This window comes from Pseudomonas sp. IT-232MI5, assembly GCF_949767845.1.
In the GTDB taxonomy this organism is placed as follows: Bacteria; Pseudomonadota; Gammaproteobacteria; order Pseudomonadales; family Pseudomonadaceae; genus Aquipseudomonas.
In genome coordinates this window covers 66,587-79,893 of sequence record NZ_CATKQE010000055.1, presented here as the reverse complement: position 1 = coordinate 79,893, position 13,307 = coordinate 66,587, and the positions used below count along the sequence as shown (strand labels likewise).

Below are 13,307 nucleotides of genomic sequence, written 5' to 3'. Positions count from 1 at the left end.
TTTCTGTCGCCAGCAAGATCTCTCCCCCTCACCCCAACCCTCTCCCCCAGAGGGGGCGAGGGGGAAGGGAGCTGATCTTCGTGCTGTTCAGAACCTGAGTTCGACTCGATATTTCAAGTCGCCGTCATTCTGAAGAGCACCTCGATCAGTCCCCTCTCCCCCAGAGAGGGCGAGGGGGAAGGGAGCTGAACTTCGTGCTTTTCAAACCTGAGTTCGACCGGATAGCTCAGGTCGATGTACCTCGAAAGAACAACACGGTCAGCTCCCTCTCCCTCTGGGAGAGGGCTGGGCGGGCGGCGTTCCGATGAGGGGCTTTTGATCTTCAGATCAGATCTGCTCTGCCCACAGGTCATATTCGTCAGCGTCAGTCACCTTGCACCAGACCTTGTCACCCGGCTTCAAATTGCTGCCGTTATCAATAAACACGTTACCGTCGATTTCCGGGGCATCGAAGAAGCAGCGGCCAACAGCGCCTTGCTCATCAACTTCGTCGACCAGCACTTCGATTTCACGGCCGATGCGCATTTGCAGGCGTGCCGAGCTGATCGCTTGCTGGTGCGCCATGAAGCGATCCCAACGATCCTGCTTGACGTCGTCCGGTACGATCTCCAGATCCAGATCATTCGCCGGAGCGCCATCCACCGGCGAGTACTGGAAGCAACCGACGCGGTCGAGCTGGGCTTCGGTCAGCCAGTTCAACAGGTACTGGAAGTCTTCTTCGGTTTCGCCCGGGAAGCCGACGATGAAAGTCGAACGGATGATCAGGTCCGGGCAGATTTCGCGCCAGTTCTTGATCCGCGCCAGTGTCTTGTCTTCGAAGGCCGGGCGTTTCATCGACTTCAACACTTTCGGGCTGGCATGCTGGAACGGGATGTCCAGGTACGGCAGGATCTTGCCGGCGGCCATCAGCGGGATCAGCTCGTCTACGTGCGGGTACGGGTAAACGTAGTGCAGACGGACCCAGACGCCGAGGGTGCTCAGCGCTTCGCAGAGTTCGGTCATGCGGGTTTTCACCGGCGCGCCGTTCCAGAAACCGGTGCGGTATTTCACGTCAACGCCGTAGGCACTGGTGTCTTGCGAGATCACCAACAGCTCTTTGACGCCGGATTTGACCAGACGCTGAGCTTCGTCGAGAACATCACCCACCGGACGGCTGACCAGTTTGCCGCGCATCGACGGGATGATGCAGAACGAGCAGCTGTGGTTGCAGCCTTCGGAAATCTTCAGGTAGGCGTAGTGGCGCGGGGTCAGCTTGATGCCTTGCGGCGGCACCAGGTCGATCAACGGGTTGTGATCCTGACGCGGCGGTACGACTTCGTGCACGGCGTTGACCACTTGCTCGTATTGCTGCGGACCGGTCACGGCCAGCACGCTCGGGTGCACGTTGCGGATGTTGCCTTCTTCCACGCCCATGCAACCGGTGACGATCACCTTGCCGTTTTCCTTGATCGCTTCGCCGATCACTTCCAGCGACTCAGCCTTGGCCGAATCGATGAAACCGCAGGTATTGACGACTACAACGTCGGCGTCCTGATAGGTGGACACCACGTCATAACCTTCCATGCGCAGCTGGGTCAGGATGCGCTCGGAGTCGACCAGTGCTTTCGGGCAACCCAGAGATACAAAGCCAACCTTTGGATTGGCCGGCGCAGGAGTGGTGGACATGTCTAACCTCGGTATTTTGTGACATCGCTTTCTTGGTGCGAAAGCCGACGGATGGGCGCTTAGGGCGCGCCTCTGATCAAAAAGTGCGCAATTCTAGCGGCGGGCAACGCAGTTGACCAGCTTTATGCAGGGAAATACGACGAGTGCTGCGCTATGCTTCGCGCCGTTGAGCTTTACCAATTTTTTACAGTCAACAAAACGTCTGTAACAACAGGTAAAACAGCGCATGCTGCACCACAAAGCATAGTGCTTCATTCAAGAAGCCGGTTCTGAGAAGTAGGAGTGTTGGATGGGTCAGGCAAGTAGTCATGCGGCAGGCGCCGAGGGTTCGGCCTCCAAGCCGCTGAGCATGCTGGTCGCGGCGGTCGGGGTGGTTTACGGCGACATCGGCACGAGCCCGTTGTACACCCTCAAAGAAGTGTTTTCCGGCGCTTACGGCGTACCGGTCAACCACGACGGCGTGCTGGGCATACTGTCGTTGATCTTCTGGTCGCTGATCTGGGTCGTGTCGATCAAATACATGATGTTCGTGCTGCGCGCCGACAACCAGGGCGAGGGCGGCATCATGGCGCTCACCGCACTGGCCCGTCGCGCGGCAGGGCATCGCAGGAAGCTGCGTTCGTTGCTGGTGGTTTGCGGGCTGATCGGCGCGGCACTGTTTTATGGCGACAGCATGATCACCCCGGCGATCTCGGTGTTGTCGGCTATTGAAGGTCTGGGGTTGGCATTTGAGGGTATCGACCACTGGGTTGTGCCGTTGTCGTTGGTGGTGCTGGTCGCTCTGTTTTTGATCCAGAGCCACGGTACGGCGCGGATCGGCATCTTGTTCGGGCCGATCATGGTCACCTGGTTTCTCGTCCTCGGCGCCCTCGGTGTCTATGGCATCAGCCACACCCCGGAAGTGCTGCATGCGCTGAACCCGGTCTGGGCCGTGCGTTTCTTCATGGTCCACACAGGCATGGGCGTGGCGATCCTCGGCGCCGTGGTGCTGGCGCTGACCGGTGCCGAAGCGCTGTACGCCGACATGGGCCACTTTGGCCGCAAGCCGATTGCCCGTGCGTGGTTCATCCTGGTGTTGCCGGCGCTGGTGCTCAATTACTTCGGGCAGGGCGCTTTGTTGCTGGAAAACCCGGAAGCGGCGCGTAACCCGTTCTATCTGCTGGCGCCGAGCTGGGCGTTGATTCCGCTGGTCGGTCTGTCGACCCTGGCCACGGTGATTGCCTCGCAAGCGGTGATTTCCGGTGCATTCTCCCTGACCCGTCAGGCGATTCAGCTCGGCTACATCCCGCGCATGTACATCCAGCACACCTCCAGCGACGAGCAGGGCCAGATCTATATTGGTGCGGTGAACTGGGCGCTGATGGTCGGCGTGGTCCTGTTGGTGCTCGGTTTCGAATCCTCTGGCGCACTGGCCTCGGCCTACGGCGTGGCGGTGACCGGCACCATGCTGATGACCACCATTCTGGTGTCGGCAGTGATGCTGCTGCTGTGGAAATGGCCACCGATCCTCGCGGTGCCGGTGCTGATCGGCTTCCTGCTGGTGGATGGTCTGTACTTCGCCGCCAACGTGCCGAAGATCGTGCAGGGCGGTGCGTTCCCGGTGATCGCCGGTATCGCTCTGTTTGTGCTGATGACCACCTGGAAGCGCGGCAAACAACTGCTCGTCGAACGCCTCGACGAAGGCGCGCTGCCGCTGCCGATTTTCATCAGCAGCATCCGCGTGCAGCCGCCGCATCGCGTGCAGGGCACTGCGGTGTTCCTCACCGCGCGTTCCGACGCCGTGCCGCATGCGTTGTTGCACAACCTGCTGCATAACCAGGTGCTGCATGAGCAGGTGGTGTTGCTGACGGTGGTTTACGAAGACATCCCGCGCGTGCCGCCATCGCGACGTTTCGAAGTGGAAGCGCACGGGGAGGGCTTCTTCCGGGTGATCCTGCACTTCGGCTTCACCGATGAGCCAGACGTACCGCAAGCGCTGAAGCTGTGTCATCTGGATGATCTGGACTTCAGCCCGATGCGCACCACCTACTTCCTCAGCCGCGAAACGGTGATTGCCTCGAAGCTGGAAGGCATGGCGCGTTGGCGTGAGGCGCTGTTTGCGTTCATGTTGAAGAATGCCAATGGGAACTTGCGGTTCTTCAATCTGCCGCTGAACCGGGTGATTGAGTTGGGGACGCAGGTCGAAATGTAAGCTTGGCCCCATCCGAAAAGCCCCCGTCGGCCTTGTGGCTGGCGGGGGCTTTTTTGTGGGCGGCAACTTCAGATCAAAAGATCGCAGCCTTCGGCAGCTCCTACAGGTTTCGCATTCCATGTAGGAGCTGCCGAAGGCTGCGATCTTTTGATCTTCAAACCTTTACAAGCCTTCAGGTATCTCTGCTTCAGACTCGGTCTTCGTCCGCGCAGGTCGTGGGATCAGCGCTTGGATCACGTCATCAATCAAGGCTTTGCCCATCACCGTCAGGTAATGCGCGGCCCAGGCATGGCGGTCGGTGTCTTTGATGAAGGCAGCGTCCTCGGCGAAGGATTTTGCGAGGGATAGCAGGTCGGAGGATTGGGACAAGGCATCGATGATCGGGATGCCGGCGCGGACGTTGAAGAACGCTTGATCCGAGTGGTAGAGGAAAGGGGTGAAGCCGATGGTTGTAAGGTCTGAAGGCGTTGACGGAATTTCTTTGCTCATTGTTTTGCTCCCTAAAACGAGGAGCTGCCGCATTCGTTACCACACGAATGGGTGGCAGCTGTACGCAGGGTGGTAAACCGGGAGAGCAAAGAAACCGGCAGACCCGAAGGTCTCCCACGTACAGCTGCCATGACAGTAAATTACAGGCGTAAAAGAACGCCTGATGTCGTGATGGAGGCACTGTTGCACTTTGCCTAACCGGGTTACCACACCCGATCGCTGAATGGGTCAGCGACATCCGGAGAGTATCCCGTCGAAAAACAGCGCAATAGAGCGGCAAAGCGCCCCAACACGAGTTTCGGAGTTTGCCTACAAGGTCTGTGGGCGTCATCCGATATTGCGAGACTGGAAGTAAACGATACTAAACGTCACGCACGAACCGACGTGTGCAAAGCATTCAGGTACGTATGACGGCATCAGCGGAACAAGAATTACAGGATGAACCAAAGGACCTTCGGATCGAAAAGAAGGCCAGTGAACGACTGCTCATCTTTGATTTGGCCCACGCAATCAGCCATGACGATATGCGGGCAAGGTATGCAGCGATTAGTGATCGACCCAAGGGCTTGACGACCCGGCCTCGGCAGTGAGACAAGTGTCCACGTTTTATGGAATGTGGACACTTGAGGTTTTGAACTAAATGAAGAGTCAAGACATTTTACTTTTGTTCAAAATGGCCAGTCTCCACGCTCAGGAAGAGAACCTCTTGGGGGAGATGGAGGCCGAATCAAATTCGGACAGGGTCGAAGAGCTGCTCAGGCCCTATGTCGTCAGCCGAATGACCGCAGGGGAGGGTGTGGGGAAGCCATTGGTTACCTATTCCACTGATGGGGAAGACACAGTCTTCCAGCGCCGCGAATTCGATTCGCCTTTCGCTGATGGGCCAGGCTGGGAGGGATGGGCGGAACCAGCATCTGATCCACCGCTGACAAGTTGGAGCGATCGCTACTCTCTGCGTGCGCTGTCTGCCTCTCTCGGACTGAGCAAAAGCGAAGTCTCAAATGCTCTCGCCCGGTGCCGGGAATCTGGATTGCTCATTCATGATTACGACACCGGGCTTGCCAAAGTGCACCGCCGGGAACTGCTGAAAATTACCGAGCACGCGCTGAAGTACTTCTTCCCGGTCAAGCCTGGCGCGATGGTTCGTGGCATACCCACAGGCTTTGCGGCACCCGCGCTGTCCAAAAGCATCAAGAGTGCGGGTGGTTTGATTCCGGTCTGGCCGGATGCGCATGGAACCGAGCGAGGCCAAGCGATCGAGCCGCTTTACAAAACAGTGCCGGAAGCGGTGAAAAAAGACCGGATCCTTTACCACTATCTGGCGCTCGCTGATGCAATCCGTCTGGGTGGTCCGCGTGAGTGTGGTGTGGCAATCAGTATTCTGAAGGCAGGGATGGGGCTTAAATAACATGTCGTCAAACGCGGATCACAACTACGAACTTATTGAGTTCGTGGCTGAAGGCTTGGGCGAGGCGTTTCTCGCCGAAGTTGCTTTTGTTGGCGGTTGCACAACCGCCATGCTGGTTACAGATACAGCAGTGCTGGACGACATTCGTTTCACTGATGACGTTGATCTAGTGATCGAGTTGGCCGGTATCAGCGCCTGGAACCAACTCACTGAACGGCTGGCTGCCAAGGGATTCAAGATCACCGGTGAGGACGAGGTCAATTGTCGTTTTCGCTTCAATGACGTTGTTGTGGATGTCATGCCTTCCGACCCTGCAGTGCTCGGCTATGCCAACCGCTGGTTCGTCGAGGGGCTGGCGAGGGCGGATAAATTCACCCTGCCCAGCGGCACTGTCATCCAGATATTCCAGCCCACATATTTTCTCGCGACGAAACTGGAAGCTTTCGCCGGTCGGGGAAATGGTGATCCTTATCACAAGGATGTCGAGGACATGATCATCTTGATCGATGGTCGGCCTGAGCTGTTGGAGGAGGTGGGCCAGGCTGACAGCGACCTTAAGGCGTTCGTCACAGATGGAATCCACAAACTGATGGCGCTCGACGGGGTTGGCTATGTGATCGAAAGTTCAGGCTCGGTGCAGGCGAATCCAGGCAGAGGGCAGATTATTCACCGGCGTTTGAAAGCGCTGGCCAGCGCATGAGATACCACTCCCGATCAATCACTGGGCAAGCCAGCAGGGCAAATAATGACTATGCCGGAGCTACCTGTGAAGGTGACAGTGGGTTTTTTGTTGTCGCGGATGGCACTTCCAGGCGCGGCAGTGGACAGCTGGCTGAAAGCTTCGTAAGCGGCATGTTGGCGGCTCATTCCACACAGATGGAGCAGGGGGGCTATCCTGCAGACCCCGCAGCTGTTGAGCGTCTATTGGGTTCAATACTGGCGGATTTTCATGCGTCGTTGCCTGCTGATCAGACGGGAGCCATCTGTTACCTGATTGGCATGGTCGCTCATGGCCGACTCACCATTGCATACGAGGGAGACTGTTCATGCGGGATTGTGCCGCTGGCGGGAGCCATCGAGTGGATTACGCCACCTCACTGCAAGGCCAATTGGCGGCGCGACCGTTCGCACTGTGAATTGGCACAAGACCCGGCGCGAAATTCGGTAACACGATGCTTGAAGATCAATCGGGTCCCGAACCCTGACTTTGTTTGTTGTGCACTGGACGCTGTTGAGCGCTTGGTGTTTGTCACTGATGGCTTTTGGGCGGACTTGACGCAAGTGCAGCAAAGCAGTTTGTTGGCGGCGCGGGATAGCGACTTTAGCGTTGGCGACGATGATGTCACGTGGATAGATGTCCAGCTTGGCCAGCGAGACTGACGGGTTGTCTGAATCCAGCCCAATACCCCTGTGGGAGCGAGCCTGCTCGCGAAGACGTAGTGTCAGTCGACGAATCTGTAAACTGACCCACCGCTTTCGCGAGCAGGCTCGCTCCCACAGGGGATTTTCGTGGCTGCTGAATGTAAAAAGCCCCCGCAACTGCGAAGTTGCGGGGGCTTTTTGTGGGCGTGGCTCAGATCACTCTTCGGCGACCGAGTCCTTGCTCTGACGCTTCTCGATCAAATCCACCAAACGCTTGGCCAGCGCCGGATAGTTCTCGTCGAAGTGGTGGCCGCCTGGCAGTTTCACCGCTTCACCCACTGCAGTCTTGTCCGTGCAACCGCTTTCATCCGTCTCTTCTTCACCATAGATGCACACGACCTTGGCCGGTGGCAGCTTGGCCATTTCCGGGCCGGTGGCGGCTTCTTTACCGGCGTTACCCAACCAGCCTTCGACTTCGATTTCGAAGCTGCCGGTGCGGGCGAAGGCCAGCAGGATGATTGCGTCGACGCGTTGCTGCTCGGTTTCTGGCAAGCGGTTGTAGATCGCTGGCAACACGTCCGCACCAAACGAGTAACCGGTGAGGATGAAGCGTTTGGTGCCCCATTTCTGCCGGTAGTGCTGCATCAGTTCGGTCAGGTCGAGCGCGCTTTGCTCCGGGCTCTTGTGCTGCCAGTAGTAGCGCAGGGTGTCGATGCCGACCACCGGGTAGCCGATCTTGGCCATTTCACCGGCCACGTCGCGGTCGAGGTCGCGCCAGCCGCCGTCACCGGAGAGGAACAGGGTCACGGTGTCTTTCGCCTGACCGGCCGGCACTTCAACCACCGGGATCGCCAGACCGCCGTTGGCCTTGTCGCCGCCGACGAGGATCTTGCGCAGTTCGTTGTTCAGCACTTGCGGCAGGTTGATGTCGTAGTCGCTGATGCTGGTTTCGGCGTTCGGCTGATCGCGTACAAAACCCGCGCTGGCATCATCCGGGTTGTCGTTCCATGCCACCAGCCAGTGACCATGCGCGGCGGATTTCGGCAACAGGTGAGTGCAGCCAGGTTTTTCCAGTGCCAGGTCCACGGAAATCGCTTGGGCCTTGTCGTCCTTTTGCTCGGACAACCAACGCCAGGCCAATACCGCGCCGGGGCCGATACCGCTGACCAGCGTAGCCGGGCCGTTCAGTTCGCGCAGACCGGTTTGCAGGGCGCGGCTTTGCAGCAGGCAGTCCTTGGGCAGAATCACCTGAACGATTTGCGCCGAGGCGCTGCGGCTCAGGGTGGTCAGTTGTTTTTCAGAGAGTTTCTGGTCGTCGTTGACCGCGACCAGCACCTGCGCCTTGGGTTTGGTGCCGGGGATGACGCGGGTCAAAACGGTGCCGTCTGCCGCCGTGACAGGTTCGAGCGTCGGTTCTGGTGCCGGACGTTTGAGGTACCAGAAACCGCCGCCGGCAATCACGGCCAGCACGATCAGTGCGGCCAGGATGTACTTCAGGGAGCGTTGAATCATCAGCGTTTCACCAATCCAGTCAAGCCGCCCGCGATCAGGGCAGCAGTGTCGGCCAGCGCCACCAGCGGATCGAGTCCGGCGGGCACGGCCATATAACGGGGTTCCCAGTCAGGCTGGAACTTGTCTTTGAAGCGGCGCAAGCCTTGGAAGTTGTACAGCTGCTCACCACGGCGGAAAACCATCGAGCCCAGACGCTGGGTCAGCGGTGCACCACGCCGGGGTTGCAACCCCGACAACGGCACCATGCCCAGGCTGAAGCGCGCGTATCCGTGACTCTTATAGTGTTGAATCAGGCCGACCATCATGAATTCCATGGTCAGCTTGGGGGCGTCCGGGTGCGCGCGCATCAGGTCGAGACTGGCCAGATCATGGCTGTAAGTCTCGAGCAGGTTGGCGAACGCCACCGGGCGGCCTTCGAAGCGAATCACTGCGATGCGGAAATGCTTCAGGTAATCGTCGCTGAAACGGCCGAGGGAGAAGCCTTTCTCACGCACGTTCTTGCCGGTCAGCCATGCATCGGAAATCACTTTCAGCTCGTCCATCGGCGCCTGACCCGGCTCATGGATTTCCAGCGACAGGCCGTCGCGGGTGCCACGGTTCCAGGTGTAACGCAGGTCCTTCATCTCTTTGCCCTTGGCTTCCAGGTCAAAGCGATGCAGATCGACCCGGGCTTCTTCGCCCAGTTTGATCGCGGTCAGGCCGATGTCCATGTAGTACGGCAGGTTCTCCGCGCGCACCTGGTAGAACACCGGGCGGGCGTGGTGAATGTCGCAGAGGTCGCGGAACTGCCAGATCATCTCGGCGCGTTGCTGGCCAGGGCCGATCGGGTCGTACAGCGCCACCAGACTGCGGCCACGGCGCGCGTACATCAGGAACGCTTCGTCGTTCTGGTGAAACAGCAACGCCTTGTCACCGGTTAGCGCCAGGCCACCGTCGGGTTGCGACGACGCCATCAGGATTTTCGCCGCACGATCAAGTTCGTCAGGCGTCGGCAGGTGAATGACCGGACGTGCGGTGCGCAGCAGCCAGGTCAGCGCGATTACCAGCAACAGCACCGCAGCGCCGAGCAGCGAACGCAGGCCGCGTGGCGCGTCAGCGTCGAGGGTGAACTGCCACCACAGTTGATGGCTGTACGGTACGTCTTGATAGGCGAACAGCAGCAACCACGTCGAGGCACCGAGGACGCACAGGCTGGCCACCAGATACAGCGGCGAGAAGGGCAGTTCGGTCAGGCGACTCGGGCGATAGAATGAGCGACGGAACACACCGAGCAGCGCAGCCGTCAGTGTCATCAGCGTTGCTTCTTCCCAGTCGAAGCCTTTAAGCAGCGAGAGCAGCGCGCCAACCAGCAACAGAATGGTGGTGAGCATCCACGCCGCCGACAGGCGACGACGCAGGCCCTGAGCGAGCATCAGGCAGAGCACGCCGATCAGGCTGGCGCCGAAGTGCGACGCGTCGACCAGCCTGTGCGGGATCAGAAAACCGATGTGTTCCAGACGTGTGTCGATCTCGGGCGTGGCGCCGGAAAACAGCAGCACCACACCGGACAAGAACACCAGCACCGCCAGAATCGGTGCCGCCAGACCAGACGCCGCGCGCATGGTCTGAGTCTGAAACAGGCGCTGACCTTCGTTGATCAGCAGGAATACGCAGGCGACCAGCAGCGGCAGCACCACATAGATCAAGCGATACAGCAGCAACGCCGCGGCCAGTGGTGCGGCACCAAGAGTATCGGCGAAAGCGGCCAGCAGGATCGCTTCGAACACACCGACGCCGCCGGGGACGTGGCTGAGTACGCCGGCAGCCAATGCCAGCAGGTACACCAGCAGGAACGCACCAAACGGTGGCGCTTCCGGCAGCAACAGATAAAGGACAGTGGCGGCAGCCGCAACGTCGAGGGCGGTAATGATCAGTTGCAGGAACGTCAGGCGCCGACCCGGCAAGCGCAGCGTGCGGCGGCCAACCCTGACCAGCAGGTTGTCGCGCAACGGTTGTTCCGGCAGGCGCCGACGGTAGATGCCGATAGCCAGTACTGCGCCAAGCAACAGCACGACAGCGGCCACTGTGCCGAGCAGGCCTTCGGACAACCCCAGCGCCTGAGAGGCAGCAGGCAGGTCACTCAGCGTTGCCAGTGCAGCCAGCGGCGGCAAGGCGCAACCCAGCGACAGACTGGCGAACAAGGTCATGTGCGCGACTTCCGACGCCCCCAGACCCAGTCGAGCATATAAACGGTAGCGAACCGAGCCGCCGGACAGCAGCGACAGACCGATTGCATTGCCAATCGCAAACGCGGTGAATCCGCCCAGCGCCAATGTGCGCGGTGGCAAGGTCACGCCGGCATAGCGACTGGCCGACCATTCGTAGCCGAGCAGAATAATGAAACCGACCACGGTCGCAGCGAAGGCGCCGATCAGCGCGGGTTTCGGTACGTCGAGAATCGAGTCGTGCAGCGCATCGAGATCGAGTTCGGCGAGCAGATGACGACAGGCAATCAGCGCAATGGCAAACAGCAGCAAAGTCACCGCCAGACCAATCGGTTGTCGGTATTTGCTCAACCGATCCAGCAAGCGCAGACGCTCGGGTTTGATCGGGTGTTCCGCTGTGACGGTGTCTTGTGGATCAGACGAGTTGGCGCGCATCAATCACCTCTTGGATTGTGCGCGACAGGATGGAGGTATCCAGCCAAGTTACCAATCCCTGTAGAAAAAAATAATCACAAAATACTACGCCTCTCACCGGGTATCGGCGAGGGCAGTTCCTGGATTGCAGAGGCCTGGCCTGCGACTCAAGCATAGTCGCAACTCAGCACTTCTGAAGATCCCAAGCGGTTCACTGCACAGTGACAGATCATTGTTGCGAAAGGACTTTTTCAACAGATACAAAAAAGGCCACTCTTTCGAGTAGCCTTTTTTGATGTTTGGTTGCGGGAGCCGGATTTGAACCGACGACCTTCGGGTTATGAGCCCGACGAGCTACCAGACTGCTCCATCCCGCGTCTGTGTGGCGGCATTCTACAGGCGAACGGCGAGGTGTCAACCGCTAATCCCGTAAAGGGTCAAATAAGTGTGCAATCGCGTCAAACGGTCGCAGGTGGTGCGTTAAGTTTCGGAAATGCAAAGAATTCCTGTTTGGCGATCCTTCTCTATAAGAAGAGGAAATCTACAAAACAAACGCGCACAAAAAAGGCCACTCTTTCGAGTAGCCTTTTTTGATGTTTGGTTGCGGGAGCCGGATTTGAACCGACGACCTTCGGGTTATGAGCCCGACGAGCTACCAGACTGCTCCATCCCGCGTCTGTGTGTCGGCATTCTACAGAGGAACGCCGGGGTGTCAACCCGCAATCTGGATAAAAACTGTTGAGGTTCAATCGGTTAGCGCTTTTTCTCGGGTGTTTGTCACGCTGCAGGTCAGGCGGGGCAAGGCTTTCAGCTCTATTGGCGGCCACTCGTCGATTGAGAAAATAAATTCAAAGGACATTTCCTACCACCTGGAAAGAACATTCATACCACTGGTGCTATATACAGGTGTCAGTGAGATACTGCCGATCCGGTTCGCCACGTTTCCTTTTCTGACATGACTCAGCGAAAAATCATCCACATTGACTGCGACTGTTTCTACGCCGCCATCGAGATGCGCGATGACCCGCGTCTGGCCGGCAAGCCGTTGGCGGTGGGTGGCTCGGCGGACCGGCGCGGGGTGATCGCCACCTGCAACTATGAAGCGCGCGCGTATGGCGTGCGTTCGGCGATGGCGTCGGGGCATGCCTTGAAGCTGTGCCCGGACCTGACCATCGTCAAGCCGCGTATGGATGCGTATCGCGAGGCTTCGAAAGAGATTCATACGATTTTTGCCGATTACACCGACCTGATTGAGCCGCTTTCGCTGGATGAGGCTTATCTGGATGTATCGGACAGCGCGCATTTCGGTGGCAGCGCCACACGCATCGCCCAAGACATCCGTCGTCGAGTCTCCAATCAATTGCACATCACCGTTTCTGCCGGTGTGGCGCCGAACAAGTTTTTGGCGAAAATTGCCAGTGACTGGAAAAAGCCCAACGGCTTGTTCGTGATTACGCCGGATCAGGTCGAAGACTTTGTCAGCGATTTGCCTGTAAGCAAGCTGCACGGCGTCGGCAAGGTCACCGCCGACAAACTGGGCAGGCTCGGCATCGTCGACTGCCTGCACCTGCGCGAGTGGGACAAGCTCGCGTTGGTGCGCGAATTCGGCAGTTTTGGCGAGCGACTTTGGAGTCTGGCCCGTGGGATCGATGACCGGCTGGTGCACAACGACAGCCGGCGTCAGTCAATCAGTGTGGAAAATACTTACGACGTTGATCTGCCGGATCTACGCAGTTGCCTCGACAAACTGCCGGAGCTGCTGGAAACCCTGAAAACCCGTATGGCGCGGATCGACAGCAGTTATCGGCCGGGCAAGCCGTTCGTCAAAGTGAAGTTTCATGACTTTACCCAGACGACGCTGGAGCAGGCCGGGGCAGGGCGGGATCTCGGTAGCTATCAGTTGATGCTGACGCAGGCGTTCAATCGCGGCGGGAAGCCGGTGCGGTTGTTGGGGGTGGGGGTCAGGCTTGAGGATTTGCGCGGCGGGTTTGAGCAGATGGAGTTGTTTGAGCGGTAGATTTTTGCGGAATGTAAGGGCCTCATCGCGAGCAGGCTCACTCCT

General features: G+C 58.6%; 9 protein-coding genes and 2 tRNA genes. 5 read left to right on the top strand and 6 right to left on the bottom strand.

Annotation, left to right across the window (positions count from 1 at the left end):
- Nucleotides 1–327 precede the first annotated feature (327 nt).
- Nucleotides 328–1,665, bottom strand: a complete 1,338-nt coding sequence (rimO, locus tag ACM6JQ_RS21240; protein ID WP_095188906.1) for a 30S ribosomal protein S12 methylthiotransferase RimO — start codon at nt 1,663–1,665, stop codon at nt 328–330.
- 349 nt (nt 1,666–2,014) lie between these two features.
- Here rimO and ACM6JQ_RS21235 point away from each other — a divergent pair, with 349 nt between their 5' ends.
- A complete protein-coding gene (locus ACM6JQ_RS21235; protein WP_414894726.1) occupies nt 2,015–3,856 on the top strand; it encodes a potassium transporter Kup in 1,842 nt (613 codons plus the stop codon).
- A 162-nt stretch (nt 3,857–4,018) separates the two neighbouring features.
- On the opposite strand, the gene ACM6JQ_RS21230 is transcribed toward ACM6JQ_RS21235, so the two are convergent.
- Nucleotides 4,019–4,345 (bottom strand): DUF3077 domain-containing protein, encoded by a 327-nt coding sequence (locus ACM6JQ_RS21230; RefSeq protein ID WP_414894639.1) that lies wholly within the window; start codon nt 4,343–4,345, stop codon nt 4,019–4,021.
- A gap of 640 nt (nt 4,346–4,985) precedes the next feature.
- Here ACM6JQ_RS21230 and ACM6JQ_RS21225 point away from each other — a divergent pair.
- Genes ACM6JQ_RS21225 through ACM6JQ_RS21215 form a run of 3 tightly spaced genes read left to right on the top strand, consistent with a single transcriptional unit; the run spans nt 4,986 to nt 7,133 of the window.
- Nucleotides 4,986–5,753: a MarR family transcriptional regulator gene (locus tag ACM6JQ_RS21225; protein WP_123594849.1), complete on the top strand. Its 768-nt coding sequence runs from the start codon at nt 4,986–4,988 to the stop codon at nt 5,751–5,753.
- Between the two features lies 1 nt (nt 5,754).
- A complete protein-coding gene (locus tag ACM6JQ_RS21220; protein ID WP_007918643.1) occupies nt 5,755–6,453 on the top strand; it encodes a hypothetical protein in 699 nt (232 codons plus the stop codon).
- Nucleotides 6,450–7,133, top strand: a complete 684-nt coding sequence (locus ACM6JQ_RS21215; protein WP_414894638.1) for a serine/threonine protein phosphatase — start codon at nt 6,450–6,452, stop codon at nt 7,131–7,133. The genes ACM6JQ_RS21220 and ACM6JQ_RS21215 overlap by 4 nt, the downstream gene beginning before the upstream one ends.
- A 198-nt stretch (nt 7,134–7,331) precedes the next feature.
- Here the strand turns inward: ACM6JQ_RS21215 and ACM6JQ_RS21210 are convergent, their stop codons facing one another.
- The 4 genes from ACM6JQ_RS21210 to ACM6JQ_RS21195 all read right to left on the bottom strand — a co-directional run bounded on the left by ACM6JQ_RS21210 (nt 7,332) and on the right by ACM6JQ_RS21195 (nt 11,920).
- Nucleotides 7,332–8,627, bottom strand: coding sequence for a virulence factor family protein (locus tag ACM6JQ_RS21210; RefSeq protein WP_007918639.1), 1,296 nt, complete (start codon nt 8,625–8,627; stop codon nt 7,332–7,334).
- Nucleotides 8,627–11,266 (bottom strand): bifunctional lysylphosphatidylglycerol flippase/synthetase MprF, encoded by a 2,640-nt coding sequence (gene mprF / locus ACM6JQ_RS21205; protein ID WP_095113866.1) that lies wholly within the window; start codon nt 11,264–11,266, stop codon nt 8,627–8,629. The genes ACM6JQ_RS21210 and mprF overlap by 1 nt, the downstream gene beginning before the upstream one ends.
- A gap of 279 nt (nt 11,267–11,545) precedes the next feature.
- Nucleotides 11,546–11,622, bottom strand: a tRNA-Met gene (locus ACM6JQ_RS21200).
- Between the two features lie 221 nt (nt 11,623–11,843).
- Nucleotides 11,844–11,920: transfer RNA gene (locus ACM6JQ_RS21195), tRNA-Met, on the bottom strand.
- Between the two features lie 280 nt (nt 11,921–12,200).
- On the opposite strand from ACM6JQ_RS21195, the gene dinB reads away from it, so the two are divergent.
- Nucleotides 12,201–13,262, top strand: coding sequence for a DNA polymerase IV (gene dinB / locus ACM6JQ_RS21190; protein ID WP_095113865.1), 1,062 nt, complete (start codon nt 12,201–12,203; stop codon nt 13,260–13,262).
- The last annotated feature ends 45 nt before the right edge of the window (nt 13,263–13,307 follow it).

Excerpts from the sequence above, each read along its gene's own strand:
- rimO (WP_095188906.1), bottom strand. The coding sequence starts at position 1,665 with ATGTCCACCACTCCTGCGCCGGCCAATCCAAAGGTTGGCTTTGTATCT.
- ACM6JQ_RS21235 (WP_414894726.1), top strand. The coding sequence starts at position 2,015 with ATGCTGGTCGCGGCGGTCGGGGTGGTTTACGGCGACATCGGCACGAGC.
- ACM6JQ_RS21230 (WP_414894639.1), bottom strand. The coding sequence starts at position 4,345 with ATGAGCAAAGAAATTCCGTCAACGCCTTCAGACCTTACAACCATCGGC.
- ACM6JQ_RS21225 (WP_123594849.1), top strand. The coding sequence starts at position 4,986 with ATGAAGAGTCAAGACATTTTACTTTTGTTCAAAATGGCCAGTCTCCAC.
- ACM6JQ_RS21220 (WP_007918643.1), top strand. The coding sequence starts at position 5,755 with ATGTCGTCAAACGCGGATCACAACTACGAACTTATTGAGTTCGTGGCT.
- ACM6JQ_RS21215 (WP_414894638.1), top strand. The coding sequence starts at position 6,450 with ATGAGATACCACTCCCGATCAATCACTGGGCAAGCCAGCAGGGCAAAT.
- ACM6JQ_RS21210 (WP_007918639.1), bottom strand. The coding sequence starts at position 8,627 with ATGATTCAACGCTCCCTGAAGTACATCCTGGCCGCACTGATCGTGCTG.
- mprF (WP_095113866.1), bottom strand. The coding sequence starts at position 11,266 with ATGCGCGCCAACTCGTCTGATCCACAAGACACCGTCACAGCGGAACAC.
- dinB (WP_095113865.1), top strand. The coding sequence starts at position 12,201 with ATGACTCAGCGAAAAATCATCCACATTGACTGCGACTGTTTCTACGCC.